We start from the raw sequence: 25,666 nt of genomic DNA, 5'->3' as shown, positions 1-25,666 counted from the left end.
ACCGTCCTTCCGCGCTCGTGACGGGCGGGCCACTCGCTGTAGCGGATCTCGCCGATCAGACCGGTCCCGCCGATTACCACGATCTTCATGACTGACCTTCCTGTTCGCCGGGGCGCCTCTTCGCCGACCGGTCGCCAGCTAAGACCGGGCGGCCTCCGGAGTTGTGACAGCCGCCGCGAAATTCTTTTCCGCCGGCGGTTGTCACCAAGCTTGGTGATCATGGTTGGACTCTGCTGACCTGCGGGAGAGCTGGACAGGCCGCCGGTCGCTACTCGACGAGCTTGCCGACGCTCGAGACCTCGCGCATGAGCCCCGCGATCTCGTCGGGGATCGGCGGGATCTCCTCCCGCGCCACGCTCCCGGGACCGGACCACACGAAGTTGACCCGCAGGGACGGGTCGAGCTCGGGATAGTCGGAACGGTTGTGGCAGCCGCGGGTCTCGCGACGCTCCCGTGCCGTCTCCATCGTCGCCCGCGCCGCCAGCACCGCCGACTTCAGGTCGAACGCGTGGGCCAGGTCCTGGAACCCGGCGATGTCCGGGTGCACGCCGACCTGCGCCAGGCGCTCCTCGACCGCGGCGAGCTCGTCGAGGCCCCGCTTCAGGCCGCTCTCATCCCGCACCACCCCGGCGTGCTCGGTCATGATGTCGCGGACGGCCCGCTGCAGCGCGCGTACGTTCTCCGGGCCGTCGGCCGCGAGCAGCCCGTCCACTTCCGCCCGTGCCGCGTCGAGCGCCTCGGCCGAGCGGCGCTGGGCGTCGAGGCCCGCGGAATAGTCGGCCGCCGCCTGCCCGACGATGCGGCCGAAGACGAGGAGTTCGATGAGCGAGTTGCCGCCCAGGCGGTTCGCCCCGTGCAGGCCGCTGGCCGCCTCCCCGATCGCCCACAGGCCGTCCACGTCCGTGCCGTGGTCCTCGGCGCGTACCCAGACGCCGCCCATCGAGTAGTGCGCGGTCGGTGCGATCTCGATCGGCTGCTTGGTGATGTCGAGCATCTGCAGCTCCAGGAGCGTCTGGTAGACGCGGGGGAGCTTGGTCATGATCGTCTGGCGTGGCAGGTGGGAGACGTCGAGCCACACGCCGCCGTCCGGCGTCCCGCGGCCTTCCTTGATCTCCGTGTAGGCGGCCAGCGAGACGCGGTCGCGCGTGGACAGCTCCATCCGCTCGGGATCGTACCGCTCCATGAACCGCTCGCCGAGCTGGTTGCGCAGGATCCCGCCCTCGCCCCTGGCCGCCTCGGAGACCAGGGTGCCCGCGGCGTTCTCGGGGGAGATGAGCCCGGACGGATGGAACTGCACCAGCTCGGGGTCGCGGACGCGGCAGCCGGCGAGCACGGCCAGGCGGAAGGAGTCACCCGTGTTCTCGTCCCGCCGGGAGGAGGTACGCCGCCAGATCCGGGTGTGGCCGCCGGCCGCCAGGATCACCGCGTCGGCGTGGATGACGTAACGGCTGCCGTCGGTCAGGTCGAAACCGTACGCGCCGAACACGGCGTTGTCGCGGACCAGGATGCGCGTGATGTACACGGTGTCGAGGATGGGGACGTCGAGCCGTGCGGCCCGGTCGATCAGGGCGCGCTGGATCTCCAGCCCGGTGTAGTCGCCGGCGTAGGCGGTGCGCCGGTAGGTGTGGGCGCCGAAGAAGCGCTGCGAGATCCGCCCGTCCTGCTCGCGGGCGAACGGCATGCCGTAGCGCACCAGGTCCTCGATGCCGCGCGCGGCCCCCTCGGTGACGATCCGCACGGTCTCGGGGTTGGCGAGCAGGTAGCTCTCTCTGAGGGTGTCGGCCGCGTGCTGCTGCCAGGTGTCCTCGGCGTCCATCGTGGCGAGCGCCGCGTTGATGCCGCCCGCGGCGAGCGAGGTGTGCGCGTCCGCCTTCGGTCGCTTGCCCACGGCGAGGACGTCGACCCGGCGTTCGGCCAGCTCGATGGCGGCCCGCAGGCCGGCCCCTCCCGTGCCGATGACCAGGACCGATGTGGCGATCCGATGTTCTGACGCGTGCATGGTGCTCCTTCGGCCGCGACTACGAGAACAACTCCCACTTAGAGATGACCGGGTAGCGGCCCGATTTGTGACGTCGGCGGGCGTGACATGATTTCGATCACAGCGAAGGCGGGGATGGCCTTGACCTGGGGAGGCGCCGAGATGACCGAAGGGCTCGCCGTGCGGCCGCTGGGCCGGGCCGGGTTGCCGGTGACGCCGGTGGGGATCGGGCTGGCCGCGCTGGGCCGGCCGGCCTACATCACGCTCGGCCGGGCCGAGGATCTCGGCGATGACCGCAGCGTCGCCGCGATGCGGGCACGGACCTGGGCGGTGCTGGATGCGGCGCTGGCGGCCGGCGTACGGTACTTCGACGTGGCCCGCTCCTACGGCAGGGCCGAGGAGTTCCTCGGCGGCTGGTTGCGGGCGCGCGCCATCGCGCCAGGGGCGGTGACCGTGGGCTCGAAGTGGGGGTACGCCTACGTCGGCGACTGGCGCCTGGACGCCGACCGGCACGAGGTCAAGGAGCTGTCCGCGACCCGGCTGCGCGACCAGCTCGGCCAGACCAGGGCGCTGCTCGGCGAGCACCTGTCGCTCTACCAGATCCATTCGGCCACCGTCGAGAGCGGCGTGCTCGACGACCAGGAGGTCCTGGCCGGGCTGCGCGAGCTGCGTGCCGCGGGCGTCGCGGTCGGCCTGTCCACGACCGGCCCGCGCCAGGCGGACACCATCGACCGGGCGGTCGAGGCCGGCCTGTTCGACACGGTCCAGGCCACCTGGAACCTGCTGACGCGATCCGCCGGTCCGGCCCTGGCCCGGGCCCACCGGGCCGGCCTGGGAGTGATCGTCAAGGAGGGCGTCGCCAACGGGCGGCTGACCGCCCACGCCGCCCCGCCCGCGCTGGCACGTGCCGCCAGGGAACGCGGCGTCGCGCCGGACGCCCTGGCCCTGGCCGCCGTCCTCGCCCAGCCATGGGCCGGCGTGGTGCTCAGCGGGGCCGCCTCGGTGGACCAGCTCCACAGCAACCTGTCCGCGGTCGGCACCGGCTGGGACGCCGAGCTGGACGAGCGCCTGAGCGGGCTGGCCGAGGAGCCCGAGGACTACTGGGCGACCCGGAGCTCGCTCAAGTGGCAGTGACCACCCCGCGCCGCGGCGGAGCGGGGCGGCGCCTACCTCGACGGCGCCATCCTGGCCGCCCCGCAGGCCATCGGCACGGCGGAGGCCGTCATCCGGTTCAGCGGGCCGCGCGGAGTGCGTCAGCCGTCCGCGCCGTTCCAGGCCCCGGCGAGTATCCGCGCCACGGCGGTGCTCAGCACGCGCACGCCGCGCGTGGTGCCGGGATCGATCCCGGTCAGCTCGCGTACCCGGCGCAGGCGGTAGTCGAGCGTGCGGGGGTGGATGTGCAGCGACGTCGCCGTACGTAGCCGGTTCATGTCGTTGCGGTAGTAGTCGTCGAGCGTCATGACGAGGTCGGGCCCGTCGGAGAGCCGCCGCGCCACCTCGCGCAGCCACCGGTCCACCTGCGGCGTGTGCGAGGCCCCGAGCTCGGCGAACACGTCGGCCAGCGCGTACGTCCGGCGCGGGACCCGCTCCACCGGCGCCACCCGGCTGACCTTCCGCGCGAGCACCGCGGCCTCGGCCAGGGCGCGGACCCGGCCCCGGGCGGTGCCGAGGGAGCACGGCCTGCCGACGGCCGCGGCGAAGTCGCGGCCCAGGGTGAGCCCGTGCACCTCGGCCGCGGCGGCGTCCTCGGGAGCGGGACTCCGGCACGGGACCAGCGCCGCGAACTCCTCCGGGTCGCACCAGCCGAGCGGCACCCGGTGCTGGTCCAGGAGCATCCGCGCGACCTGCTCCCGTGTCCCGTTCGACATGAGCGGCCGGGGCTCGGCGACCCTGATCACCGTCACCAGATAGTGGTCGGCCATCGGCATGGCCAGACTCCGGGCCAGATCCCCCGACATCGGGTCGTCCTGCAGCAGCATGGTGGCGAGCAGGCGGACCCGGGTGACGAGGGAAAGCCGGCGCTGCTGCCCCTTCAGGTGCCCGCGGGTGTGGGCCTGCTGCGCCACCGTGCCCTGCCGGGAGAGCCAGTCGAGCATGTGCATCGTGTCGCGGAGGTCGTTCGGCCCGGCCGCCTCCGACATCTCGCGGAAGGTGCTGGCGGCGTGCACGGCCAGGGCGTTGCGCTGGGACGCCGCCGACACGCCCTGCACCCCCCGCTGCTCGCCGATCGTTTCGATGTAGGTGAGGTCGGATTCGAGAAGTGGCTCGTCCGCGGCGGCGAGTTCGGCCGTGCGCCGGCGTACGGTGATCGCGAATTCGAGCATCGACTCGTAGGCCTCGGCAGCGATGGCCTGATAATCGGGTATTTCGCAGATGCACGCCTCGACGACCCGCTTGGCGTTGGCATCGATTTGGCGTTTGAACGTGCCGAAGAAGTCCCCCATGTTGGATCCCCCAGGAATGGCTGATGTTCGTGCCCCGTCACATCACGCGCATCCCGCTATTCGTCCCAGGGCGTACCCCGGATCAGAGGGAATCGGAGCGGCCGCCCCCCGCTCGCCGCCACAGGCCAGTCAGCCTCGGGGCAGGCGGCGCTCGGCGATAGCCGCGGCCGTGCCGAGCACCACCACCATGGCCAGGTTCATGGCGCCGAAATCGCGCAGCAAATGCTCGTTGTACGGCGGCAGGAAAGTCACCCACGGATGCCCGGGCGCCGGAAAGAGGTCATAGAACGAGCGGGGCAGGAACAGCGTCCAGACACCGAGGAGGAGATGATAGAGAACCAGGACGCCCAGGCCGGTCCGGACCCAGGCGCGTGCCGTCATGGTGGTCACCTCCCGGGCGCCGACTTGGTCCTCTTGACGTCCGGGGCGGCGAAGCGCTCGGCGAGAAACCGGTCGAACGTGGTCCGGCCGACCGCGTGCGCGGGCGCCAGTTGCCCGCCCCTCCGAAAGGCGGCGAAGGCCGCACCGGGGAACGGCACCGACAGCACGAGCCGCCGCCGGCGGACGGCCCGCAGGTAGGAATGCGCCAGCGAGCGGGTGCTGAGCACCTGGGGCCCGCCGATGTCGGGCACGTGCCCGCCGGGCGCCGCCAGGGCCAGCTCGGCGAGGCGGTCGGCCACCTCGCGGACGTCGATCGGCTGGAACGAGGTGGCGGCGGGCACCGGCATGACGGGGCCGCGGGCCAACATCCGGCAGGCGCTCAGGATGAGGTCATGGAACTGGGTGGAGCGCTGCACCGTCCACGGCAGCCCCGAGTCCCCGATCAGCCGCTCCACCGCCAGTGTGTCGCGGTAGTAGTGGTACGGGATTCGGTCGATGCCGACGATGGAGATGTAGATCAGGTGCGGGTGCCCGGCACGCCGGGCACCGGCGATCAGGTTCCGGGCCGCCTCCACGTCCCCGCGGCGGGCGCTGGCGCAGTGCACGATCGTGTCCACGCCGTCGGTCGCCCGCTCGGGCACCTTCCCGGCGAGCAGGTCGGCCTTCATCCAGGTGTACGCGCTCGGCTCGCCGTCCGCCGGGGCGTGCCGGCTCACGGCGCGTACCTCGTGCCCCTGGGCCGCCAGCCGGTCCGCCACCGCCCGGCCCAGCGGGCCGGTGCCGGTCACCAAGATCCGCTTCGCCACCGTCATCCCTCCCAGCGCATCGATGGCTCACCCCCTGCCCGGCGTGCGTATAGCCCGGGTAGAGGGGGCGGGGTGAGTCGGCAATGTCTGAAGCCCGGCCGGAGGCCGTCCAAGGACGGCTTTGCTGTTTGATCGGGGTATGTCGGGAAGCCGCCGTACAAGGGAGGACAGCGCTGTGGAGAACCGGGCAGTCGTGATCATCGGGGCCGGGTCCGGCATCGGCAGGCAGGCCGCGCTCGCCCTGCACGCCGCCGGATACCGGGTGGCGCTGGCCGGACGGCGGGAGGAGGCACTCGGGGAGACGGCCGCGGCCACCGGCGGCAGCGACGAGAGCGTGCTGGTGGCGCCCTGCGACGTGACCGAGCCGGAGTCCGTGCGGGAGCTGTTCGAGCGGTGTCTGGAGCGGTTCGGGCGGGTGGACGTGCTGGTCAACAACGCGGGTGTCTTCGGGGCGGCGGCGCCGTTCGACGAGATCTCCCACCAGCAGTGGTCCGAGGTCGTGAACACGAACCTGACCGGGGCGTTCCTGTGCGCGCAGGAGGCCTTCCGCCACATGAAGCAGGGCGGGGGCGGGCGGATCATCAACAACGGCTCCCTGTCGGCGCACACGCCGCGCCCGCACGCCGCCGCCTACACGGCCACCAAGCACGCGATCACCGGCCTGACCAAGGCGATCTCGCTCGAAGGCCGCGCGTACGGGATCGCCTGCGGGCAGATCGACGTGGGCAACGCCGCGACGGACATGACGGCGGCCATGAGCCACGGCGTGCTGCAGGCCGACGGCTCGGTCGCCGCCGAGCCGACCATGGACGTACGGAACGTCGCCGAGGCCGTCGTTTTCATGGCGGGCCTGCCACTCGACGCCAACGTACAGTTCATGACCGTCATGGCGACGACGATGCCGTTCATCGGACGAGGGTGACCCGGCGGACGTTTTCCCCCGTTCGTCCACAGGGTGTGCGTAGCCGTTTGTGGATGACGGGAAGGTGGCAAATCCTGCGAGAACTGCCTCCTTTCCGGGTCTGCGCCGGGTTCTTCCACGGGGCCTTTGTCCACAGGGCGAGCCGGTTATCCACAGGCGGTGGACAATGCGGGGGATCAGTCGCACCCGTGGCCCTGGGCCCGGCCAGAGCACCGCCGACGGCCCGGGTCTGTGAGTGGGCTCAGCCATCCCGGGTCTGTGAGTGGGCTCAGTTGGCGGCCTGGTCCAGCACTTTGACCAGAGCGGCGATGGAGGTCCTGGCCGAGCGGATGCGCGCGGTCTGCGCCTCGTCGGCCCAGCCCAGCCGCAGGCCGTCCGCCGCGAGCTCGTCGAACGCGACGAACGCGGCGAGCTTCTGCCGGAGGACCTTCGACCAGGCGTCATCCTCGATCTGGTAGTAGACGTTCCGCTCCCCGGGCTTGCGGAACTTGCGGATCAACCGGATGGACGTCAGGAGATGCATGTTGGTGGTCAGCGACGCGCGGCTCGCGCCGATGGCCTCCGCGATGTCGCTGGCGGTCTGTGCCGGCGGGTCGCATGCCATGAGCCAGCCCAGGACGCGGCCGGTGATGGGGGCGAGCCCCCACTCCGTGGAGACGAACGTCGCCACCCGCTCCACCCATTCGAGCACCTGCTCGTGGTCGGGGCCCTCCTGCGCTGCCATGCGATCATCCTAGCCGTCATCACCTATCTGGCCAGTAATTTCAGGCTGGACTGAATTTTGTGAGCATGGCCGCTTCCTCTCGGCGGCGGCGCCCACCGGCTTCTAGCGGCACTAGTGGGAGTGTCGATGATAGGTATACCTTCGGCAGGATGTCTAGCGTTGCTAGGATGTGGCCATGTCCGTCATCAAAGCGCGCCGTGAACGTGAACGCGCCCAACGCCATCAGCTGATCATCACAGCGGCCCGCGAACTCGCCGAGGCCGAAGGCTGGGAGGCGGTGACGACGCGAAGGCTCGCCGAGCGGGTCGAGTACAGCCAGCCCGTGCTCTACAGCCACTTCAGCGGCAAGGACGCCATCGTCCGCGCCGTCGCGATCGACGGGTTCGGCGAACTCGCCGCCCACCTGCGCCGTGCCCGGCTGGCCAACCCCGAGCTACGGCAGGCCCTGCACGCCGCCTGCCGCGCCTACCTGGACTTCGCCACCGAGCGGCCCGCCCTCTATCAGGCCATGTTCGTCATGCCGACCGACGTGAAGTTCGCGCACGCCGAGACGCCGCCCCCACTGCGCGCCTGCTTCGACGAGTTCGTCGGCTGTTTTCGCCCGGACAACGCGCGACGCGAACTGTTCGCCGAAGTCATCTGGAGCGCGTTGCACGGCATAGCCACCCTGTCGGCCAGCGGCCGTATTCCCCTGGACATTCAGGACGAGCGGCTCGACTTCCTCGTCACCCAGTTCATCGACGCCCCAAGCTGACCGGCCCCACGCCAGGAAAGCTGACCGGCCTCATGCCATGAACATGAAAGGGCCGTTGGACGGCCGAAGATCAGAGCCGAGCCACTAGCCGCGCAGCATGCGCCTGAGCTGGTGATCCCTGGCGGCCGCGTCCCCCGGAAGATCCCGCTCGGCCAGCTCGCCCGCGATCCTCTCCCGGAAGCTGACCGGCCGGTGGTCGTCATACTTGAACTTGGCCCGCACCCCCAGCACCTCCAGCCGCAACCCCCTGATCCCCGACAACCTCCGGTGGTACGGCCCCGAGTCGGCGGCCACCTCGCCGTGCCCCCCGTCCGGCTCGTGGTGGGCCAGTTGCCGTCGCAGGATCTCCGCCTTGCCCTCGGGGTCGTCCACGACGCTCGCCGCGCAGGTGAGCTGAACCGTGGCGTAGTAGCTGGTCGGCACGCCGTCCTCGGGCGAGTCCGAGCGCCATCCCGACGGAATGTAGGCGTGGTCGTCGTGCACGCTCACCACGGCCGTCGGATTGGCCTCCAGCGCCGCCCAGATCGGGTTGGGCCTGGCCAGGTGGAGCAGCACCTCCCCGTCGCCGTCGAACAGGAAGTGGGTCGGCACCACCACCGGCGGGCCGTCGTCCACGCCGTTCACCGCGATCTGCCCGAAGTCGCGCGTACGCAGCCAACTCCGCCATTCGTCGTTGTCTCTGGCCGAGTCCCAAGGATGAATGAGCACCCCGTACCTCTTTGTATTAGTACATAATGTTTTTTGTGCAAGAAAAATACCTGATCACGGGTGGGACGGCCAACGAAATAGCGGCCGCGGTCGAGGCGGCGGTGTCCGGGGGACGGCTGGCGCCGGGCACGACGCTCCCACCCGTGCGTGAGGTGGCCATTACGGCCGGGGTCAGCCCCAACACGGCGGCGGCCGCGTACCGGCTGCTGCGCGAGCGTGGCGTCGTCGAGACCGCCGGCCGCCGCGGCACCCGGATCAGGCCCCGCCCCGCCAGCACGTTCCGCGAGGACATCAGCATCGAGGCGCCCCCGGGAGCCCGCGACCTGTCCACCGGCAACCCCGACCCCGCCCTGCTCCCGCCCCTGCACGCGGCGCTCGCAGCGGCGGCCAGGGCGCACGCGGAACGGCCCGCCATGTACGGGACGGGCGACGACGAGGAGTTCCTCGCCCTGGCCGCGGAGGCGCTGCGCGCGGACGGCGTGCCGCCCGGCCCGCTGGCGGTCACCTCCGGCACCCTCGACGCCGTCGAACGCGTGCTGACCGCCCACCTCCGTCCCGGCGACCCGATCGCGGTGGAGGATCCCGGCTATACAGCCCTCCTCGACCTCGTCGGCGTTCTGGGGCTACGCGCCGTCCCGATGCGGGTCGACGACGACGGCCCCCTGCCGGACGATCTCGCCCGGGCGCTGCGGGCGGGGGCACGGGCCGTGGTGATCACTCCCCGCGCCCAGAACCCGACAGGCGCCTCCGTCCCCGCCGCCCGCGCCGGCGCGCTGCGTGACGTGCTGACGGCGTACCCGGGGGTGTTGCTGATCGAGGACGACCACGGCTCGGGCATGGTCGACACGCCGCTGCATGCCCTGGCGGGCGTCACGGACCGCTGGATCCTGACCCGCTCCACCGCCAAGGCGTTCGGCCCCGACCTCCGCCTCGCCCTGGTCACCGGCGACGCCGCCACCCTGGACCGGCTGCGCGGCCGTCAGCGCCTGGCCGCGGGCTGGGTCAGCCGCCTGCTGCAACGTACCGTGGCCCACCTCTGGCGGACCGGGGCGGTGGACCAGACGGCGGTGGCCGCCGCGTACGCCCGCCGCCGGAACGGCCTGGTGACGGCCCTGGCCGAGCGCGGCATCCAGGCCCACGGCCGCACCGGCCTCAACGTCTGGATCCCGGTGCCCGACGAGACGGTGGCCATCACCCGCCTGCTGTCCCGCGGTTGGGTTCCGGCGCCCGGCGCCCGCAACCGCCTCACCGCCCCACCGGCCCTCCGCCTCACCATCTCCTCTCTGCCTCCTGCCGCCATCCCGAGCCTCGCCACCGACATCGCCACTTCCCTCCACCCGCCCACCCCCGCCCACTGGGGCTGACTTTGCCCGGCTCTCCACTTCCATCTGTTACGCGCTGCCAGCCCCCACCACCCGCCGCACGTGGCTGATGGCCCTCCAGGAAACGGCCTCTGACCCTTCACCGGCTGAGCGCCGTTACGCGAGCCCAAACTTGCCCCACCACCGTGGTAACCCGGACACCACCCACCCCGGCACGCCGAACACCACCTCCGGCAAGCCCGAAACGCACCGCCTCCGACGAGCTCGGAAAGCATCACCCCCACGGCAACCCCGCCACAGCTCCCCGCCACAGCTTGTGCGTGCCGCTCACCACGGTTCCTGGGGTTTGGCTTGGGGTGTTGGCTTTTTCTGTGTTTGTTGGGTTTGTGGGGCAGAATTGGCGCCGATGCCGAAAATTCATGACCTGTCGGAATATGCGGCGGCGATCGGCCCGGTCATCGACGCGGCACACGTCAACGTGCACGCCTCCGCCCGGCGGGCGGCAGACGAGCTGGCCGAGGCGTCGGGGGTGACCCCCGGCATCCTGGCCGACCTGCGGTTCACGCTGCCCGTGCGGCCGCTCACCCGGCCGGACCTGAGCACGATCTACCGCTACGGCGACCTCGCCGGCCACGAGCCGGTCCTGGAGCAGCACCTCAGCGAAGGCACCCTCACCCAGGACGGCGACGGGACGCTGCGACTGACGGACAAGGGCCTGAAGTTCATTCACGGGCTGTACGACCTGCACGCCACCGCCACCCACCGGGTCTGGCCCGATCCGGGCCTGCCGGAGCTCGCCGAAATGGCGGGCCGGGTGCTCGACGGGGCCGAACGCCTGCCGGGTGGCGCCCTGGAGCTGACCGCCCCGCCGTACGAGCCGGTGGACGCGCCACCGGGGCTGTTGCTGTTCAACAGGATCGCCGTCCTGCGATACCACCGCGCCGACGCGCACGCCGAGGCGTGGCGGGCGGCGGGCCTGTCCGCCGAAGAGGTCGTCGGCATGCGGGACGGCCCGCTGCGGATCCTGATCGAGGCGGAGACGAACCGGCGGGCCGCCACGCCGTACCAGGTCCTCTCGGAGGACGAGCGGAAGGCCATGTACGACGGCCTGATGCGCCTCGTCTAGTACAGGCTCGCCTTGTACAGGGTCGTCCAGAACAGGGTCGTCCAGAACAGGGTCGTCCAGAACAGGGTCGTCCAGAACAGGGTCGTCCAGAACAGGGCCGTCCAGAACAGGGCCGCCACGCGGGGCGGGTCCGATCCTGGGCGGGATCGTGCCCGCGGCATCGTTCCAGCCAGCCGGCGCGGTCGACTTCCCGTAGCCTGTATTTGACACGAGCGAGGCCTGCGCGCAAACGCCCCGTCGAGCTCTCGGTCGAGGGTGGACGGGGCCGCGCCCGACCCTCGTGGCAATCCCGCATGCTATGCCCCGGTTTGCGGGGGACTCCAGAGTTCGCAAAGTGCCACCTCCCGGTAACCAGGGGGAAGGCGCACTATGGTCGTACTTCTCAAGCAGGAGGCACCGTGGAACAGGAACTGCCCGGCGGTGCGAGGCTGATCGTGGGGGTGGACGAGTCCCCGGCCTCGCGCTGGGCTCTCGCCTGGGCCATCGGCGCGGCCAGGCTGCACCGGATGGCCTTGGTGGTCGTACACGTCAGCCGTGCGCCCGTTCATCCCTTCCCCGAGGCGCTGCCCGTCCAGCACGCCGTCAGGGCCGGCGAGGAGGCGCGCTGCACCGAGGTGATCACGAGCGTGTTCGAGGACGTGGCGGGCGGGGTGCCGGAGGACCTCACGACGGTCATGGTCGGCCGGGTCGGCGACCCCGGTTACCACCTCGTGGACCTGGCCCGCGAGGGCGACCTGCTGGTGCTCGGGAGAGGGCGGCGCGGGCTGCTCAGCCGCATCTTCCTGCCCTCCACGAGCATGTACTGCGCCCGGCACGCCAAGACCACGGTCGTGATCGTGCAGCAGCCCTCGCCGCCCGACGACCCGGAGATGTCAGGGGAGCGGGCCAGACGGTTCTGGCTGCGTCGCCATCCTTAGCAGGCGCAGTCCCTCGGGGATGTCGTCTCTGGTGATCGCGCCGTAGCCGAGGACGAGGCCGGGCTGGGGCGGGGTCTCGCCGCAGTAATTCTCCAGGCGTTCGACTGCCACGTCCGGCGTCTCGCGTACGGACATTCCTGGGGGAATGCGGGCACACAGGTGCAGGCCCGCCGTGGCGGGGATCAGATCCAGGAAACCGGCGAGCGCTTCGGCGATCAGCGCGTGCCTGGCGGCGTACTCGCGGGTGGCCTTCCTGATGTGCCTGGCCAGCAGGCCCTCGTCGATGAAGCGGGCCAGAGCGGCCTGCGTGGGCAGCTCGCCGTGCCAGTCGGACAGGCGTTTGGCGGTACGCAGTGCGGGGGCCAGGGACGCCGGGGCGACGAGGAAGCCGAGCCTGAGCATGGGGAGCAGGGTCTTCGAGAACGAGCCCACGTAGATGACGCGGCCGGCGCGGTCGAGGCTCTGGAGGGGTTCGAGCGGGCGTTCGCCGAAGCGGAACTCGCTGTCGTAGTCGTCCTCGATCACCACGGCGCGGCGGCGCTCCGCCCAGGCCAGCAGGGCGGCGCGGCGGGCCGGCGACATGGGTGTGCCGAGCGGGAACTGGTGCGAAGGGGTGACGTGGACGATGCGGGCGGAGCCGGGTACGGCCTCGACGACCAGGCCCTCGGCATCCACCGGTACGCCGGTCACGCGGGCGCCCAGGGAGCGGAACAGCTGGCGGGCCGGGGCATAGCCGGGCTCCTCGACGGCCACGCAGGTGCCCGGCTCGATGAGGACGCGGCCGATGAGGTCGAGGGCCTGCTGGGCGCCGTTCGTGATGAGGACGTCGCCGGGGCCGGCGTGGACCGAGCGGCTGATACCGATGTGCCGGGAAATGGCCGCTCGCAAGGGTTCGTATCCGGAAGGATCGCCGTAGGCGGCGACGCCTACGCGCAGCTCGCGGGCCACCAGCCTGCGCCAGGTCTCCATGGGGAACAGGTGTGGGTCCGGAATGCCGGCGCGGAAGTCGTACCGGGCGGGTTGCGGCGGTTGTACGCCTTGGAGCTCTCTCCAGACCGGCTTCGGCTGCACCACTCCCTTGGGCGCCGCCCGGCCCCTGACCTGCTGCGCCGACACGAACGTGCCCGCCCCCGCCCGCCCCACCAGGAACCCGTCGGCGGCCAGGCGGTCGTAGGCGAGCGCGACGGTGTTCCTGGAGATCTCCAGGCGGCGTGCCAGCTCGCGGGTCGGGGGCAGCCGCTCGCCCGAGCGCAGCCGTCCGTCGAGGATGGCCTCCAGGAGCTGGCGGTAGACCTGTGCGGCCAGGTCACCACGGCCGCGGAGGCTGATGTGTACGTCCAACTTGGCCCAATCAACTTGCCGGAAAGTGGAGCTTATATCGGGACAAAATGGGCTCCAAGATGGGGGCATGACCGAACGCATGAAACTCGGGTCGCTGGCCCGCGAGGCGTATAGGGCGATGGCCGGACTGGACAGGTTCGTCGCGGACAGCACCCTCCCGCAGCCCATCGTGAACCTGGTGAACCTGCGCGCCAGCCAGATCAACGGCTGCGTCTACTGCGTGGACCTGCACAGCGCGGACGCCAAGAAGGCGGGGGAGAGCGACGCCCGCCTGCACGCCGTCGTCGTCTGGCAGGAGTCCCCCTTCTTCACCGAGCAGGAACGTGCCGCCCTGGCCTTCACGGAGGCCGCCACCAGGCTCTCCACCGACGACATCACGGACGAGATCTGGGGCCGGGCCGCCGCCGTCTTCGACGAACAGCAACTGGCCGCCCTGGTGGTGGCCGTGGCGTCCATCAACGCGTGGAACCGGGTGGGGGTGGCCACCCGGTTGACGCCGGAGTCGCACGCCTGATCTTCTGGGCGTCACGCGAAGCGGCGCAGGCGCAGGCTGTTACCCACGAAGACACTGGAGAACGCCATCGCGGCCCCCGCGATCATCGGGTTCAGCAGCCCCAGCGCCGCCAGCGGCAACGCCGCCACGTTGTAGGCGAAGGCCCAGAACAGGTTTCCCTTGATCGTGGCCAACTCCACGTTACGTGACCCGTGGTGCTGTCATGATCTCGGTGGCACCTCACCGATGGGATGCGCGATGTCCGCTCGCTCACTCGTGCTGCTGGCCGTCTCGCTCTGCGCGGGCGGCCTCGCGGCTCTGGCGTGCTTCCATAAATCCGACCTGGTGGTCCTGAGGGAGCATCTGAACCATCCGTTCGCGTTCGGTGCGCTGGCCTGTCTCCTGATGGCGTGGGCCGCCATCGGGCTGCGGTGGAGATGGCTACGCGTCCTGATCGGCGTCCTTGCCGGGCTGGGCGCGAGTGGCGCACTGTTGGCGGGGTTGGTCGCCGTTGCGCTCACCGCTACCGAGGAGGTCGGCTTCGTCGACGGGCCGGCCCCGTACAGGATCCGGCTCCAGGAGTCGGGCTTCGGGCTGGACACGGTGACGTGGCTCAGCCTCCGCAGGGACGGCGGGTTGCTCAGCAAGGAGTGGGTTTTCGGCTGCTTCAACGACGACGACACCAACGACGCCTTCGACTCGGTGAAGTGGACGGGGCAGAGTTCGGTTGAGATCCGGGTGGCCGACGGGCGAACGTTCCCCATAGCCTTGGACCCCGTCTCGGGCCGGCCCCAGACCACCGCCGCCCTCAATTGCTAAGCGGCGCGTCTGGGGAGGGTACGGCTCCTTCTGAGGCACCGAGCCGATCAGGCGATGAGTTCGTAGCCGTGCTGGCCGTGGACGCGCTGATGTTCTTGGCCGAGGTGATGGCGCCAGTATTCGGGCAGATCGTTGTTGGTGATGAGGGCGCGGAGCTTGAGGATGGCTTCGGCTCAGGCAAGACCCCAGCGGGCGCCGGTGATGTCGAGGCGGTCGGCGATGAGGTGGCGGTAGCGAAGGAGCTCTGCGTGGTCGGTCAGGTAGCGGATGCAGGTATCGAGACGACCGGTCCTCCTCGACCCCCAACCGCCCGGTCAACTCGCCGATCTGCTGTCGCAGCCCCTCGATCCGACGCCGAGCCGCAGCCTCCCGCCGAGCCAGCTCCTCCAGCAACGAGCCCTCGCCACCACCGCCTTGCCTCAGACGGTAGGACGTGATCCCTCATCCAACCAGGCCCGAACCACGAACCGCCAGCTCAGCCCCTCATAAGGAGCCGAACTCCTTCGACTTCTATGGCTTGTTGACTAAGTTGACTTGTTTGACTGGGTTAGTTGCCAAACCTGCCAGTACGCGTGCACTCGCAAAACTTGGCATGATCGGGATGTTGTCCAAGATGAGGATGGGTGATGACAATGAGCAACGAGAGCGGGTGATCGAACAGCCGGCGGACGAGAATCCGCGAAGAGAACGAGTACAGCGGGTCCAGCCCCTTACCTGGGGCTAAGCACTCGTTCTTCGCACATCCCGCACATCTGGCCCGTGCACGACACAGGGATCGCAGCCATCCCTTGCTAGGCTGCTTGTCAACCGTTGGGTCTCACCCCGGCAGGTGAGGCCGTCGAAGAAGTGGGGTCACACCGTGAAGAAGCTGCTTGTTCTGGCGCTGATCGCCCTTGGGGGGCTGCTGATCTGGCGTAAGGTGCAGGCCGACCGCGCAGAGCTCGATCTCTGGACCGAGGCGACCGGCAGCGAGAACTAACCCGACCGGCGAGGCGATGAGTGACGTCGTCCCCATCAAGCTGGCGTGCCTGGACCTGGCAGGCACCACAGTAGGTGACATCGCCATGGTCGAGCGCGCCTTTGCCGAGGCGATCGCGACCCAGGGCATAGTGCCCGGGACCGGAGCGTACGCGCGTGCCATGGTTCACGTGCACCGGTCCCGGGGCCGCTCCAAGATCGATGTCTTCCGTGGGATCTTCCCCGGCAACGAGGCCCAGGCCCAGGCGGCGAACCTGACGTTCGAGCGCTCCTACGAGGGTGCTCTGGAGCGAGCAGGTCTCGTTCCCGTGCCCGGAATCCTCGAAGTCCTCGACAAACTCCGCGGCACGGGCATCAAGCTCGCCCTGATCACCGGCTTCAGCCGCACCACCCTGAGCCGCGTGCTGAGTGTCCTCGGCTGGCACGACAAGATCGACCTCGCCATCACCCCCGAAGACGCCGGCGGCCGCGGTCGCCCCTGGCCGGACATGATCCTCCACGCCGTTCTCAGACTGGGCATCGAAGACGTACGCCAGGTGGCAGTCATCGGCGACTCGGAAAGCGACATGCTGTGCGGCAAACGAGCAGGCGCCTCGATCGTGGCAGGCCTGATGACGGGCGTCCACAGCAGAGAACGCCTTCTCAAGGGCGGCGCCACCCACATCCTGGACTCGATCGCGGATTTTCCGAGCTTGGTACTGAGCGACGACCTTGGGACGACGCAGGCGGCTTCGTCCGCCCGGTAAGCTATCTTCGTCGAAGGGGCCTTAGCTCAGTTGGCAGAGCGCCTGCTTTGCAAGCAGGAAGTCAGGAGTTCGAATCTCCTAGGCTCCACCAGCGAAAACACCCCGCCACTGATCTTGTGACGGGGTGTTCGTGCCATTAACGTGCCATTAGCCAGCGGGGACCAGTGCGCCCGCGCTGCCGTCGTCATCTCCCTTCTTGGGCTTCTTCGCCTTCTTCTGCTCGGCCTTGACACGGGCCGAGAGCGCGTCGGCGATCTTCTGATCGGCGTCTCGGGTGGCGTGCTGGTAGATGAGCGCGGCCCGGTCGCTGTCATGTCCCATGCGTGCCTTGAGATCGGCGAGGCTCGCTCCTGATTGGGCCGCCAGGGTGTTGCCGGTGTGTCGGAGGTCGTGAAAGTGCAGCCCTTGCACGCCCATCTCCTTCAGAGCGTCCGCCCACTTGGCCTCACGCCGGAAGTTGCTCCCCCGGAGGAACGCCCCGCGCTTACCGAGGAACACGAAGGCGTCTTCGGCCTCATCGACGTACGTCGTCAGGTGTTCGGCGAGGATTGGGATGATCACAGAGGGGATGCTGACGGTCCGTCGGCCAGCCTTCGACTTGAGTGGTCCAAGGCGCATCTCGCCGCCGTCGAGTTCGAGGAGCTGTTCCCGTACGGTGACGGTGCGGGTTTGCAGGTCGATGCTCGACCGGCGAAGTGCCGTCACCTCACCCCACCGCAGACTGGCGAAGGTGGTCAGCAGGACCATGGCCCTGAAGCGGCGGTCGGCCATCCGGTCGGCCAGCTCGAAGACCTGGGCCACGGTGAGCACCGGGCGTTCCGGGGTGTGCTCATTGCCCGCGCCCTTGATGCGGCACGGGTTACGGCTGAGCATCTTGTCCTCCTCAACCGCCGTCATCAGCACGGCGCGGAGCAGGCGGTATGCCTTCGCCGCAGTGGAGACGGAGACCCCACGGTCGAGAAGTCCGGCACGCCACGCACGGACCGTCTTCGCCGTCAGCTTGCCGACGGGCACCTTTCCCAGCGTCGGGACGATGTGACGCTCCAGCAGCCACCTGTACAGCTCCAGACTTTTGGGCCGAAGCCCCGGACGCTCCTTGATCCAGTCGCGTGCGTAGTCGGCCAACTCGACCTTGCCGCGCTCGGGGTCGGTCCATTCCCCCGAGATCATCTGAGCCTCGATGAGCGTCAGAGCCCGGTCGGCGTCCGTCCTGGTGCCGTAGGTCGTCGTACCTGTGTGGATCACGCCGTCTGGGCCGGGATAGCGAATCTGGAAGCGTCCGGAGGGGAGCTTGCGGATATTGCCGAAACGCCGGTGCCCATCCTTGTTGGCCATCAGGCGGCCCTTCCCGTGACGTTGCTGCGCGTGAGTGGCGTGACGGTGCCTGCGACGACGAAGGCGATCAGGGCCGATTCGCGGATGCGGACGTGTCGGCCGACCTTCACGAACTCGATGCGTCGCTCGGAGATCAGGCGACGGACGAAGCGAACCGAGGTGTGCAGCAGCTCGGCCGCTTCGTCGACGGTCAGTAGCTGGTCCATGTGTCTACCTCCCTTCACGCTGCCTGCGGAGTTGCCGAAAGATCTTGTCCGTCTGCTCTGGCCTGGAGTTCGGCCATGTGAGTGCGCCAGCGTTGCCGCTCGCGTACGGATCGAAGGAGCCGGACGGCCAGAGGGGCGACGTTGGCGTCACCGGCCGGGATAGGCCGCCAGACGTAGCGGTGCGGGTCTACGGGCTCGTCGGTCTTGCCGAGGGCTTCCAAGACCCAGGTGCGGCGGTCCTGCTTGTGCTCGGTCAGGGTCTTGTTCGACCACTTGCGGGAGACCAGGACGCGGCGGCCCGCGTAGCCGAGGTGTTCGGGCTTGTGGGCCTTGGAGCGGCATCGGCCGGGAGCCATTCCGGCTTTGGCGCCTTTGGGTTGGATGCCGTAGCGGAGCCAGTTCGGGCAGGTGGGCGAGCAGGGTTCGTAGCGCAGGGCCTCGACGAAGCGGGCCGCGTGCTCGTGCTGGGCCTGGTTGCCGAGTCCGTCGCCGAGGCTCTTGGTGAGGTACTTGGACAGGTAGCGGATGCACTGGTCGGCGTCCTTGGTGCCCGCGAGCACGCCCTTGACGTCCACCTGCTCACCGAAGCGGATCACATGCAGGGGTTCGGCGTCCTCGTCGGCGTCCAGCTCGTCGAGGGCTTCGTCCCAGGTGGGCAGGACCTCTCCGGTGTCGGGGTCGAGGTAGCCGGCCTCTTCCTGCCAGACGGGTAGGTGCTCGCCCTCGAAGACCACCTGGTCGACGGAGGGCCACCAGACTTGGTGGTAGGTGGCCGCCGTGATCTGTTTGATCTCTGCTCGTGGGAGCGTTCCACGGATGGCTATGTGCAGGTGCGGGGCGAGCCGCTTCTGAGGCTCCACGGTGGCGAAGTACTGCACGTCGAAGCCAGCCACGCGGCGCAGGTTCTGCACGAACCGGTCCACGAGCTTGGAGAAGTGCAGTGCGTCCCGGGCAGCGCGCGGGTAGTCGTAGGTGTCGGGATCGATCGGTACGCCGTCGCGGACCTTGCCGTACGAGGGCAAGGTGAGCGTGACGAACAGCGAAGGCCGGTAGGTCCTGCCGTCCGGGGCCTGGAAGGTCCGGCCCAGCGTGGTGTGCGCCATCTTGCGCTTGGGCAGGTCTGGTGTGTCCTGCCTGCGCTTGGTCGAGCGGGAGCGCTTGGACGCCGTCCGGCCGAGCACATTGCCCCGCATACCCGCCGCGTTGATCTCCTCGTCCAGGCCCTCGATGACCGCGTCCAAGTCGGCCGTGTCGCCACCGACCTGTTCGGCCTCGTCGCGCTGAGCTTGGATGTCGGCGCGGAACTCCACCAGCCAGCGCTGTTCCTCGTTCGGGTCGTCCGGGGTGATGGCGGGTTCCTCGTCGAGGTGCCATCCTTCCCGGCATTGGGCCTTGCGCAGTTGCTTGTTGCGCTTGGCACACGGCGGGCACTTGCTGTCCATCGGTGAGCCGCATGGAACGTCGATGATCTCCCACTGGCCGGTGTGGGTGTCGAGCCGCTTGAGCGGGACGGGCCGGATGCAGACGCCGTTCAGCTTGGCGACCTCTTCGACGACGTCGCGGGCCAGGGGCATGGCCAGTCGTACCGCTCGGGGTAGGGCGCGGTCGTGCGCATGGGTCATAGGGACCTCCCTTCGTCGGGGTCGGTGAGGATGAGCGCGGTCTGGCCGCACTCGCGGCACTCGACCAGGGCGCGGGCCAGGTCGAGCCAGAGGGCGTTGAGCGTGCCGCAGGAGGCGCAGCGCAGCCCGTCGAGGACGTGGGCGAGGTTCATGCGGCCTCCCCGAACTGGGCGACCATGGCGCGGATATCGGTGTCGGAGACGTAGGCGGCGCGGACGCGGATGGGTTCGGGTGAGGTCTCCAGGCGCATGTAGGCGACGCCGGCCCCTTGCTCGGGGATGGGTGAGATGTGGTCGGCGAGGGCGCCCCGGTCGCGTGCGCCGTCGCCGAGGACCATGTCCACCTGTTCGGACTCGTCGAGTCTTAGCGCGATCTTGTCGGGGAACAGGTTGCGGATGTTCATGACCTCCTTGCGCGGGTCCTGGAGAGCCGCCATCACGCCGACGCCGACCGAGCGGCCTTGGGTGGCGAGCGTGGCCAGCGCTGCGGAGATGCGTTGCCGGAGCTGCTTGTCGGGCTGGTAGGCGGTCAGGAACGCCACCTCATCAACGAGGACCAGGACGAACGGGTCCTCGATCGTCGGGATGTGGGAGCGCTGAAGACCGGCGAAGCGGGCCGCCCGCTTCTGCATGACGCTGACCGCCTCGTCGAGGAGATCGGCACAGTCGCCCGGATCGGCGGCGTACCGGCCCTGGAACAGTTCGCGTCCGAAGGACAGCTCTATCAGCTTGGGATCGAGCGCCCAGACTTGGGCCAGGCCCGCCCGGATGGCGGGGAGCAAGCCGCGGATGGTGTCCCACAGGAACGACCCCTTGCCCGCCCCGGTCGCGCCCGCGATCAGGACGTGGGTGCCGTGCACCTTGAGCTTGAGTGGTCGGCCGTCCTCCTGCTTGCCGATCTCGACCGGTCCCACGGTCGGTTCGTCGGGAACGGGTAGCGCGGGGATTGGCGTGGCCAAGGGGTCGCGGCGCGGGAAGATGAGCAGCAGTCTGCCGCCCTTGATGAGCGCCACCCGGCAGGACGTGACGCCGAAGCCGTGGGCGAGGTTTTCGATGCGGTCGGACCAGTCCTTGACCGCCTGGCCGCGCAGCATGCGCACGGTGATGCGGTCAGCCCAGCCATCGCACTGGACACGCACCAGCCGAGGCAGGTAGTGGCGTCCGTAGACGCGTTTGCCGAGGCCGGAGACGTCCATGACGGACTGCCAGTGACGGCGGTAGACCGACATGAGCCGCCACCAGGCCAGCAGTCGCCAGCCGACAAACCGAGCGAAAGACGGCCGGTCGATGAAGGCCCAGGAGACCAGGCTCAGCGCGACGACTCCGAACAGGGACGCCGCCAGCGGCCAGCCGTACTGGTACCAGGTGCAGCCGAGGGCAGCGGGTACGGCCGTCGCCACGGGGTGCCGCCAGATCGTCCGGACTAGGGCGACGAGGAAGCGGTAGAGGTAGATGACCAGGGTGATGATGGCGGGTGTGCGGACGACGGCCGGTTGGAAGACGACGGCGGTGTCCGGGGTGGTGGTGACCAGGTTGCGCGCCTCGTCACCGGGAAGCCTCTTGAACATTAGGCTGAAGACCTCTCGTGATTCGCGTCAGGGGAGATGAGGGGCCGCCGGAAGGACCAGTTCCAGCGGCCCCGCTTGCTTGTCAGGCCGCCGGGTCGGCTGCGTCCTGGGCCGACTGTTCGGCGTGCAGGCACTCGCAGTCGGCCAGGTAGCGGGCGGCGGCGTTGAAGATGTCGCGGGCGAGGTCCAGGTCGGCGTCGGTGACCGGCCCGGCCCCGGTGGTGGAGATGTGCACGTCGGCCTCCGAGGAGCGGAACTCCAGGTATGGGCGCGGGTTGCTGAGCAACATCCCGGCACTGACCTTCAGACGCGGCGTGTGGAAGGAGACCCCCACGTACGGCGTGGAGTCGGGCTTCATGGACAAGGTGACGTAGGTGTAGGGACGGTGCTCGCTCATGCGGCGGCCTCCTTGCTGTTGCTGGTGGACTTGACGTTGGTACGAGGTGCGAGCATCTGCCGCGCCTTGATCGAATAGGCGAGCCGCCCGGAACCGTTGACGTACGGGGTGACGGTCAGCCCGTCGAACTCCACCGGCGTGAACGGCAGCCCCGCGACGGGAGCCGGGGCGACCGGCTGCGTGGGGCTGAGGATCTTGACCGCCACGGTCTTCTGAGCCGCCTTGAGCGACGGGTCGGCGTCCATGACCGGGATCTGCCAGACGAGTTCGCTCGTCTGCTTGTCCCGCGCCTGAACGAACCTGCCGTTCGTGGAAGCCTCGAAGTCCTTGACCGGCTCGACCTCCCCGACCGTGTAGCAGCCGTGCGGGAAGACCTGGGCGAACGTCACGGGGATGGGTCCCTGTAGTGCCATGTTGAACCACTTCTCTTCTTGGGCGGTCAGCCATCTTGACTGACCAAGTTGTAAGCCCATTAAGCACGAAGCCCACTTGGCCAGTCAAGTGCACCAAGCGGACTTCGCGAGAGAAGTTGGAACTCCGACTACCGAATTGGGTAGGCATCCTCCAATTCGTGCCGGTCACCAGGCAGAACAGACTCTACGACCACCCACGGCTTGCTCGTCGCATCGCACGCCACGGCGTAGACGACGAGGAGTGCAGCCGAGCTCTTGACTCCCAGGAGTGAGCACTCCTCCTTGGTCGGATTGCGCGCGGTGACGTGCTCGATGATGTGATCCAGCGAAGCGCCGGCCACGCTCTCCACGTACCGGCGAACGCCCTGCTTCAACTCCTCCGACTCGGCCAGTGCCGTACCTTGCACCGCCTCAACCGGCAGCCAGGTCGAAGAGATCTCGGTCGGCTCGCCGTCGTGCTCGGTGAGCGATCGCCGCAGCATGACCGGCGACTTGGGCTTGAGCCCCAGATACGAGGCGATCCGATTGGGTGCCTCGACCTCTCCGGTCACCAGCAACCGGCTGGAGACCTGGGCTTCCTTGCGGTCGAGCAGTTCGCGTCCGGCCCGTGCCTGCTGACCGGTGGGGATGGCCGGGCGCCCGCGTACGAACCGGCCCTTGCCCTGGTGGGTGACGATCCAGCCCTGATCGCGCAGCACACCAAGGGCCTTGACGACGGTCGGGCGCGCCATCGCGAATTCGGCCATGAGCTGGTGTTCACTGGGCAGCGGGGAGCCGGGCGGGTATTCGCCCGAGTCGATGCGCCGCTCAAGTTCCGCGATCAGTTGCGCGTACTTCGGGGGCGTGTACTCAAATGACATCAGGGCTCCACATTCAACATGCCTGTCTAGCCAAGCAGGCTATCAGCGCATGCTGCTTAGGCAACCCCTTCTAGCGACAGATAGACGTACCCCAACGCGACGACGGCGCGGCCCCCACATCCAGGGAACCGCGCCGTCAAGTGGCACCTACACCGCCTGACCTTCCAGCAAGGTGGCCCAGACCTCGGCAGCCTTGTTGTACGACCACCGATGAGTCTCGTAGATCGTCTCCCTGCCCTTGTCGTCGTACTCTGTCCGCCGGATGTACGACTGACCACCCATACGACGCAGCTCGTACACGGTTGACCGGCAGCGGCACGACCAGGCCACCACCCGGGCACGATCCTCGGCCTTCGTCGGCTTGCGCCAGACCAACTGCATGTGCCCCTCCCGAACCTCGCTGACGTGCGGACTGAGGCAGCCCGTGATGATCTCCACTACGTGGCCCGCTTTCTGCCGACTCCGGAACACTCGAAGCAGGTCACCTGCACAAGCTCGACCGCCGTCCCGTCAAGACGGCGCAGCGCATCGGCACGGCTCTTGCGCACCCAACGCCACCCCTGGGCCCGACAGGCCCGGCACCTCTCACTTGTTGGTTGATCGCTCCGAGTCATGGGACAAGCGTCTTCACCTGCGGCAAGGCAACCCATCCCGAGCCGGAATCCTCGGACGGGATCAGCAATATCCCTTGACGGGATAACTCCGAACCGTGAGCGTGGAGTTACCGGCAGTCCAAGGACGCAAGGGGATACGGCACATGCCCGCAGACGGGGCCGAACCGGTCGTCATACCGGCCGACCTGTGGCAACGCCCCGAAATGCGCACCGCCCTCACAAATCGCGACATCGGCCACGTTTTCCGGCTCGTCCGCCAGTATGCGGGCATCAGCCAAACCCGCATCGGCGTCGCCGTGGGTTTCAGCCAGGGCAAAGTCAGCGAGTACATGCAAGGCAAGGCCCAAGTCACCGCACTCGATGTCTTCGAGCGCATCGCCGAGGGCCTGCATATGCCCGACCCCGCCCGCATGATCCTCGGCCTCGCCCCGCGCATCCTCACCGGCGTGCCACTCCCGCCGACACCCATCCCGACGCGGGATGGAACACCAGCAAGCAGCCTTCTTAGCGTGGAACAAGTAGTCATCGGCTCGCGCCAGCCGGACGACGCTTGCGACGTTGACGCGCTGACGCTGGCCTGGATCGTGGGAAGGCTGGACGCACACGTGAACCGCCGAACGATGCTCCTCATCGCAGCCGGACTGACCGCCGAGGCCGCCTCTCCCGTCACCGACCCCTGGGAACGCCTCACCCGAGCCCTTGCCGGCCCGCAAGTGCTCGACGAAGACACCGTCGAGCACCTCGAAACTCGGACCATTGGGTTCCACCGCTTGGAGTACGAACTTCCGGCCAGTGCCCTCTACCAAGGGCTGACCAGCCACCTCAACGAGCTGAGCAGCCTTCTCCATGGCGCGCCTGAGCGGTTCCGCAGGAGACTGGCCGCCACGGCCGGGGAGGCGGCAACGCTGGCTTCGTGGCTGGCCTGGGACCTCAAGCGGCCCGCGCAGTCGGCATCGTTCGACCGCGTCTCAGCACTCGCGGCCAAGGAGAGCGGGCACCCGATCATTCAGGCGTGCACTCACGCCTACCGCTCGTATGCGCGGGAAGGGCGTGCCGCGCTTGAGACGGTACGGCAGGCGCAGCAGTTCCTACCGGCCCACGGCGACGACGCCACAAGGGCCTGGCTGCTCTGCCTGGAGGCCGAACACCTCGCCACCATGGGGGACCGGCAAGCAGCCGAACGGCTACGACAGGCGGAAGAGGCGTTTGACCGCGCCCGCCCGCACCGTGAACGCGCCTGGACCCGTTTCCTGGACGCCGGGCGCATGGCCGCCTTCCAGCTCTCCGTTCATGTGCGGCTGAGTGACGAACAGCAGGTGAGTGCAGCCGGACAGCACGCTCTCAGCTCCGTTGATGAGGATGGCGACCACAAGCGCATCGCTGTCATCTACGCCGACGTCGCCCAGGCTCAGTTCCAGATCGGCGACATCTCGACCGGTGTCACCTACGCGCGCCGTGCTCTGGACGCAGCCCAGCGGACCGAGTCGACGTGGGGCCTGCAGCACCTGGGCAATGTAGAGAAGGCGCTCGCCAGTCAGCAGGACCCTGCCGCTCGCGAACTCCTCGGTGACCTGATCTTTACGCGTCGGACTCTGGGGTCGTCTCCCGCCTGATCCACTCCAGGTAGTCCGCCGTCCCGGCGACCAGCGGCACGGCGATGATCTGCGGCACTTCGTAGGGGTGCCGTTCCCGGATCGCAGCAGCCAACTCATCGAACCGCTCGGCGGTGGTCTTCATGAACAGCAACCATTCATCGGCCCGGTTGATCTCCCCACCCCACCAGAAGACAGAAGTGATCGGCGCGACGAGTTGCGCTGCGGCGGCCAGGCGTTGAGCCACCACCGCAGCGGCGATCCGCTCAGCGACATCACGATCCGGCACGGTCACATGAACCTCAACGAACTCGGCCATGCCGATCACACTGCCGAATTGTTCTTGTAGGTATCAAGCGGCGGCGCGGCGCGCCGCCGCACCCCCGGCCCTCCGCCCGCCCGCCGTCCGGGCGTGCGGCCTGGGGGCCGGTCCCGGACGGCGGCGGGACACCGGGCCGGCCACCGCGCGCCGGTCCCGCCGTACCAACCCGAACGCACCGACCGGGGTTGCCGCGCCGCCGCACAGACACAGCCCTACGATCGCCACTGCATGGCTGGACGCCGTACGTGCTTGGGGGCGATCGACGATCCAGGGTTCGTT

The 25,666-nt window shown here is 69.1% G+C and carries 30 protein-coding genes, 1 tRNA gene and 1 pseudogene; 12 read left to right on the top strand and 20 right to left on the bottom strand.

Annotated features, from left to right (window positions below; translation table 11 throughout):
* Nucleotides 1-268: 268 nt before the first annotated feature.
* Nucleotides 269-1,999, bottom strand: coding sequence for an FAD-dependent oxidoreductase (locus ABGB18_RS43680; RefSeq protein WP_347701594.1), 1,731 nt, complete (start codon nt 1,997-1,999; stop codon nt 269-271).
* 141 nt (nt 2,000-2,140) lie between these two features.
* Between ABGB18_RS43680 and ABGB18_RS43675 the strand changes: the two genes are divergently transcribed.
* The gene (locus ABGB18_RS43675) at nt 2,141-3,112 is read left to right on the top strand and encodes an aldo/keto reductase (RefSeq protein WP_347701593.1); all 972 of its coding nucleotides are present in this window, start codon (nt 2,141-2,143) and stop codon (nt 3,110-3,112) included.
* Between the two features lie 119 nt (nt 3,113-3,231).
* On the opposite strand, the gene ABGB18_RS43670 is transcribed toward ABGB18_RS43675, so the two are convergent.
* From ABGB18_RS43670 to ABGB18_RS43660, 3 genes are all read right to left on the bottom strand, one after another.
* Nucleotides 3,232-4,422: a helix-turn-helix domain-containing protein gene (locus ABGB18_RS43670; RefSeq protein WP_347701592.1), complete on the bottom strand. Its 1,191-nt coding sequence runs from the start codon at nt 4,420-4,422 to the stop codon at nt 3,232-3,234.
* Nucleotides 4,423-4,551: 129 nt separating this feature from the next.
* Entirely contained in the window at nt 4,552-4,803 is a 252-nt protein-coding gene (locus tag ABGB18_RS43665) for a hypothetical protein (protein WP_347701591.1), read from the bottom strand.
* A gap of 5 nt (nt 4,804-4,808) precedes the next feature.
* On the bottom strand, nt 4,809-5,609 hold the full coding sequence (locus ABGB18_RS43660; protein WP_347701590.1) for an NAD(P)H-binding protein: 801 nt from the start codon (nt 5,607-5,609) through the stop codon (nt 4,809-4,811).
* A gap of 175 nt (nt 5,610-5,784) precedes the next feature.
* Here ABGB18_RS43660 and ABGB18_RS43655 point away from each other — a divergent pair, with 175 nt between their 5' ends.
* The gene (locus tag ABGB18_RS43655; RefSeq protein ID WP_347701589.1) at nt 5,785-6,531 is read left to right on the top strand and encodes an SDR family oxidoreductase; all 747 of its coding nucleotides are present in this window, start codon (nt 5,785-5,787) and stop codon (nt 6,529-6,531) included.
* 268 nt (nt 6,532-6,799) lie between these two features.
* Here ABGB18_RS43655 and ABGB18_RS43650 read toward each other — a convergent pair whose 3' ends face one another.
* Nucleotides 6,800-7,255, bottom strand: coding sequence for a transcriptional regulator (locus tag ABGB18_RS43650; protein WP_347701588.1), 456 nt, complete (start codon nt 7,253-7,255; stop codon nt 6,800-6,802).
* A 175-nt stretch (nt 7,256-7,430) separates the two neighbouring features.
* Here ABGB18_RS43650 and ABGB18_RS43645 point away from each other — a divergent pair, with 175 nt between their 5' ends.
* Nucleotides 7,431-8,009 carry a TetR/AcrR family transcriptional regulator gene (locus ABGB18_RS43645; protein ID WP_347701587.1) on the top strand — a complete coding sequence of 193 codons (579 nt, stop codon included), beginning with the start codon at nt 7,431-7,433 and terminating at the stop codon, nt 8,007-8,009.
* Nucleotides 8,010-8,093: 84 nt separating this feature from the next.
* On the opposite strand, the gene ABGB18_RS43640 is transcribed toward ABGB18_RS43645, so the two are convergent.
* The gene (locus ABGB18_RS43640; protein ID WP_347701586.1) at nt 8,094-8,717 is read right to left on the bottom strand and encodes an FMN-binding negative transcriptional regulator; all 624 of its coding nucleotides are present in this window, start codon (nt 8,715-8,717) and stop codon (nt 8,094-8,096) included.
* A gap of 35 nt (nt 8,718-8,752) precedes the next feature.
* Here ABGB18_RS43640 and ABGB18_RS43635 point away from each other — a divergent pair, with 35 nt between their 5' ends.
* Nucleotides 8,753-10,081: an aminotransferase class I/II-fold pyridoxal phosphate-dependent enzyme gene (locus ABGB18_RS43635; protein ID WP_347701585.1), complete on the top strand. Its 1,329-nt coding sequence runs from the start codon at nt 8,753-8,755 to the stop codon at nt 10,079-10,081.
* Nucleotides 10,082-10,445: 364 nt separating this feature from the next.
* Entirely contained in the window at nt 10,446-11,165 is a 720-nt protein-coding gene (locus ABGB18_RS43630) for a hypothetical protein (protein ID WP_347701584.1), read from the top strand.
* Here ABGB18_RS43630 and ABGB18_RS43625 read toward each other — a convergent pair.
* Nucleotides 11,162-11,284, bottom strand: coding sequence for a hypothetical protein (locus ABGB18_RS43625; protein ID WP_347701583.1), 123 nt, complete (start codon nt 11,282-11,284; stop codon nt 11,162-11,164). The genes ABGB18_RS43630 and ABGB18_RS43625 overlap by 4 nt on opposite strands.
* Nucleotides 11,285-11,563: 279 nt before the next feature.
* Here ABGB18_RS43625 and ABGB18_RS43620 point away from each other — a divergent pair, with 279 nt between their 5' ends.
* Complete coding sequence (locus tag ABGB18_RS43620; RefSeq protein ID WP_347701582.1) at nt 11,564-12,082, top strand: universal stress protein; 519 nt, start codon at nt 11,564-11,566, stop codon at nt 12,080-12,082.
* On the opposite strand, the gene ABGB18_RS43615 is transcribed toward ABGB18_RS43620, so the two are convergent.
* Nucleotides 12,038-13,423, bottom strand: coding sequence for a PLP-dependent aminotransferase family protein (locus ABGB18_RS43615; protein WP_347701581.1), 1,386 nt, complete (start codon nt 13,421-13,423; stop codon nt 12,038-12,040). The genes ABGB18_RS43620 and ABGB18_RS43615 overlap by 45 nt on opposite strands.
* Nucleotides 13,424-13,490: 67 nt before the next feature.
* On the opposite strand from ABGB18_RS43615, the gene ABGB18_RS43610 reads away from it, so the two are divergent.
* Nucleotides 13,491-13,937: a carboxymuconolactone decarboxylase family protein gene (locus tag ABGB18_RS43610; RefSeq protein ID WP_347701580.1), complete on the top strand. Its 447-nt coding sequence runs from the start codon at nt 13,491-13,493 to the stop codon at nt 13,935-13,937.
* A gap of 11 nt (nt 13,938-13,948) precedes the next feature.
* Here ABGB18_RS43610 and ABGB18_RS43605 read toward each other — a convergent pair whose 3' ends face one another.
* Nucleotides 13,949-14,116, bottom strand: coding sequence for a hypothetical protein (locus ABGB18_RS43605; RefSeq protein WP_347701640.1), 168 nt, complete (start codon nt 14,114-14,116; stop codon nt 13,949-13,951).
* Between the two features lie 58 nt (nt 14,117-14,174).
* On the opposite strand from ABGB18_RS43605, the gene ABGB18_RS43600 reads away from it, so the two are divergent.
* Entirely contained in the window at nt 14,175-14,735 is a 561-nt protein-coding gene (locus tag ABGB18_RS43600) for a hypothetical protein (protein WP_347701579.1), read from the top strand.
* 47 nt (nt 14,736-14,782) lie between these two features.
* Here the strand turns inward: ABGB18_RS43600 and ABGB18_RS43595 are convergent.
* A pseudogene (locus tag ABGB18_RS43595) lies at nt 14,783-15,016 on the bottom strand (hypothetical protein); the annotation flags it as partial.
* A 578-nt stretch (nt 15,017-15,594) separates the two neighbouring features.
* Here ABGB18_RS43595 and ABGB18_RS43590 point away from each other — a divergent pair.
* From ABGB18_RS43590 to ABGB18_RS43580, 3 genes are all read left to right on the top strand, one after another.
* The gene (locus ABGB18_RS43590; protein WP_020542320.1) at nt 15,595-15,714 is read left to right on the top strand and encodes a DLW-39 family protein; all 120 of its coding nucleotides are present in this window, start codon (nt 15,595-15,597) and stop codon (nt 15,712-15,714) included.
* 16 nt (nt 15,715-15,730) lie between these two features.
* Complete coding sequence (locus tag ABGB18_RS43585) at nt 15,731-16,459, top strand: HAD-IA family hydrolase (protein WP_347701578.1); 729 nt, start codon at nt 15,731-15,733, stop codon at nt 16,457-16,459.
* 15 nt (nt 16,460-16,474) lie between these two features.
* Nucleotides 16,475-16,550, top strand: a tRNA-Ala gene (locus ABGB18_RS43580).
* A gap of 56 nt (nt 16,551-16,606) precedes the next feature.
* Here the strand turns inward: ABGB18_RS43580 and ABGB18_RS43575 are convergent.
* The 9 genes from ABGB18_RS43575 to ABGB18_RS43535 all read right to left on the bottom strand — a co-directional run bounded on the left by ABGB18_RS43575 (nt 16,607) and on the right by ABGB18_RS43535 (nt 23,240).
* A complete protein-coding gene (locus tag ABGB18_RS43575; protein ID WP_347701577.1) occupies nt 16,607-17,794 on the bottom strand; it encodes a tyrosine-type recombinase/integrase in 1,188 nt (395 codons plus the stop codon).
* Complete coding sequence (locus tag ABGB18_RS43570) at nt 17,794-18,000, bottom strand: helix-turn-helix domain-containing protein (protein WP_138664004.1); 207 nt, start codon at nt 17,998-18,000, stop codon at nt 17,794-17,796. Before ABGB18_RS43570 ends, ABGB18_RS43575 begins: the two co-directional genes overlap by 1 nt.
* Nucleotides 18,001-18,014: 14 nt before the next feature.
* A complete protein-coding gene (locus ABGB18_RS43565; protein ID WP_347701576.1) occupies nt 18,015-19,622 on the bottom strand; it encodes a replication initiator in 1,608 nt (535 codons plus the stop codon).
* Nucleotides 19,619-19,774: a hypothetical protein gene (locus tag ABGB18_RS43560; RefSeq protein ID WP_347701575.1), complete on the bottom strand. Its 156-nt coding sequence runs from the start codon at nt 19,772-19,774 to the stop codon at nt 19,619-19,621. Before ABGB18_RS43560 ends, ABGB18_RS43565 begins: the two co-directional genes overlap by 4 nt.
* Nucleotides 19,771-21,189: an FtsK/SpoIIIE domain-containing protein gene (locus ABGB18_RS43555; RefSeq protein ID WP_347701574.1), complete on the bottom strand. Its 1,419-nt coding sequence runs from the start codon at nt 21,187-21,189 to the stop codon at nt 19,771-19,773. The genes ABGB18_RS43560 and ABGB18_RS43555 overlap by 4 nt, the downstream gene beginning before the upstream one ends.
* Before the next feature lie 82 nt (nt 21,190-21,271).
* Nucleotides 21,272-21,586: a hypothetical protein gene (locus tag ABGB18_RS43550; RefSeq protein ID WP_347701573.1), complete on the bottom strand. Its 315-nt coding sequence runs from the start codon at nt 21,584-21,586 to the stop codon at nt 21,272-21,274.
* Nucleotides 21,583-21,999, bottom strand: coding sequence for a plasmid replication, integration and excision activator (locus tag ABGB18_RS43545; protein ID WP_347701572.1), 417 nt, complete (start codon nt 21,997-21,999; stop codon nt 21,583-21,585). The genes ABGB18_RS43550 and ABGB18_RS43545 overlap by 4 nt, the downstream gene beginning before the upstream one ends.
* A gap of 128 nt (nt 22,000-22,127) precedes the next feature.
* The gene (locus ABGB18_RS43540; RefSeq protein ID WP_347701571.1) at nt 22,128-22,859 is read right to left on the bottom strand and encodes a GntR family transcriptional regulator; all 732 of its coding nucleotides are present in this window, start codon (nt 22,857-22,859) and stop codon (nt 22,128-22,130) included.
* A gap of 147 nt (nt 22,860-23,006) precedes the next feature.
* Nucleotides 23,007-23,240 (bottom strand): hypothetical protein, encoded by a 234-nt coding sequence (locus ABGB18_RS43535; protein ID WP_347701570.1) that lies wholly within the window; start codon nt 23,238-23,240, stop codon nt 23,007-23,009.
* 376 nt (nt 23,241-23,616) lie between these two features.
* On the opposite strand from ABGB18_RS43535, the gene ABGB18_RS43530 reads away from it, so the two are divergent.
* Nucleotides 23,617-25,086, top strand: a complete 1,470-nt coding sequence (locus tag ABGB18_RS43530) for a helix-turn-helix domain-containing protein (protein ID WP_347701569.1) — start codon at nt 23,617-23,619, stop codon at nt 25,084-25,086.
* On the opposite strand, the gene cutA is transcribed toward ABGB18_RS43530, so the two are convergent.
* Nucleotides 25,052-25,384, bottom strand: coding sequence for a divalent-cation tolerance protein CutA (cutA, locus tag ABGB18_RS43525; protein ID WP_347701568.1), 333 nt, complete (start codon nt 25,382-25,384; stop codon nt 25,052-25,054). The two genes, ABGB18_RS43530 and cutA, sit on opposite strands and share 35 nt — an antisense overlap.
* Nucleotides 25,385-25,666: the final 282 nt, after the last annotated feature.

It is taken from the genome of Nonomuraea sp. B12E4 (assembly GCF_039871825.1).
Lineage (GTDB): Bacteria > Actinomycetota > Actinomycetes > Streptosporangiales > Streptosporangiaceae > Nonomuraea.
Note: the sequence above shows the minus strand (reverse complement) of the source record. Positions and strands in the feature narration are given on the sequence as shown.

Bases quoted from the DNA above. Each gene is read 5' to 3' on its own strand.
- ABGB18_RS43680 (WP_347701594.1), bottom strand. From the start codon at position 1,999: ATGCACGCGTCAGAACATCGGATCGCCACATCGGTCCTGGTCATCGGC.
- ABGB18_RS43675 (WP_347701593.1), top strand. From the start codon at position 2,141: ATGACCGAAGGGCTCGCCGTGCGGCCGCTGGGCCGGGCCGGGTTGCCG.
- ABGB18_RS43670 (WP_347701592.1), bottom strand. From the start codon at position 4,422: ATGGGGGACTTCTTCGGCACGTTCAAACGCCAAATCGATGCCAACGCC.
- ABGB18_RS43665 (WP_347701591.1), bottom strand. From the start codon at position 4,803: ATGACGGCACGCGCCTGGGTCCGGACCGGCCTGGGCGTCCTGGTTCTC.
- ABGB18_RS43650 (WP_347701588.1), bottom strand. From the start codon at position 7,255: ATGGCAGCGCAGGAGGGCCCCGACCACGAGCAGGTGCTCGAATGGGTG.
- ABGB18_RS43645 (WP_347701587.1), top strand. From the start codon at position 7,431: ATGTCCGTCATCAAAGCGCGCCGTGAACGTGAACGCGCCCAACGCCAT.
- ABGB18_RS43630 (WP_347701584.1), top strand. From the start codon at position 10,446: ATGCCGAAAATTCATGACCTGTCGGAATATGCGGCGGCGATCGGCCCG.
- ABGB18_RS43610 (WP_347701580.1), top strand. From the start codon at position 13,491: ATGACCGAACGCATGAAACTCGGGTCGCTGGCCCGCGAGGCGTATAGG.
- ABGB18_RS43600 (WP_347701579.1), top strand. From the start codon at position 14,175: ATGTCCGCTCGCTCACTCGTGCTGCTGGCCGTCTCGCTCTGCGCGGGC.
- ABGB18_RS43585 (WP_347701578.1), top strand. From the start codon at position 15,731: ATGAGTGACGTCGTCCCCATCAAGCTGGCGTGCCTGGACCTGGCAGGC.
- ABGB18_RS43575 (WP_347701577.1), bottom strand. From the start codon at position 17,794: ATGGCCAACAAGGATGGGCACCGGCGTTTCGGCAATATCCGCAAGCTC.
- ABGB18_RS43570 (WP_138664004.1), bottom strand. From the start codon at position 18,000: ATGGACCAGCTACTGACCGTCGACGAAGCGGCCGAGCTGCTGCACACC.
- ABGB18_RS43565 (WP_347701576.1), bottom strand. From the start codon at position 19,622: ATGACCCATGCGCACGACCGCGCCCTACCCCGAGCGGTACGACTGGCC.
- ABGB18_RS43560 (WP_347701575.1), bottom strand. From the start codon at position 19,774: ATGAACCTCGCCCACGTCCTCGACGGGCTGCGCTGCGCCTCCTGCGGC.
- ABGB18_RS43555 (WP_347701574.1), bottom strand. From the start codon at position 21,189: ATGTTCAAGAGGCTTCCCGGTGACGAGGCGCGCAACCTGGTCACCACC.
- ABGB18_RS43550 (WP_347701573.1), bottom strand. From the start codon at position 21,586: ATGAGCGAGCACCGTCCCTACACCTACGTCACCTTGTCCATGAAGCCC.
- ABGB18_RS43545 (WP_347701572.1), bottom strand. From the start codon at position 21,999: ATGGCACTACAGGGACCCATCCCCGTGACGTTCGCCCAGGTCTTCCCG.
- ABGB18_RS43540 (WP_347701571.1), bottom strand. From the start codon at position 22,859: ATGTCATTTGAGTACACGCCCCCGAAGTACGCGCAACTGATCGCGGAA.
- ABGB18_RS43535 (WP_347701570.1), bottom strand. From the start codon at position 23,240: ATGCAGTTGGTCTGGCGCAAGCCGACGAAGGCCGAGGATCGTGCCCGG.
- ABGB18_RS43530 (WP_347701569.1), top strand. From the start codon at position 23,617: ATGCCCGCAGACGGGGCCGAACCGGTCGTCATACCGGCCGACCTGTGG.
- cutA (WP_347701568.1), bottom strand. From the start codon at position 25,384: ATGGCCGAGTTCGTTGAGGTTCATGTGACCGTGCCGGATCGTGATGTC.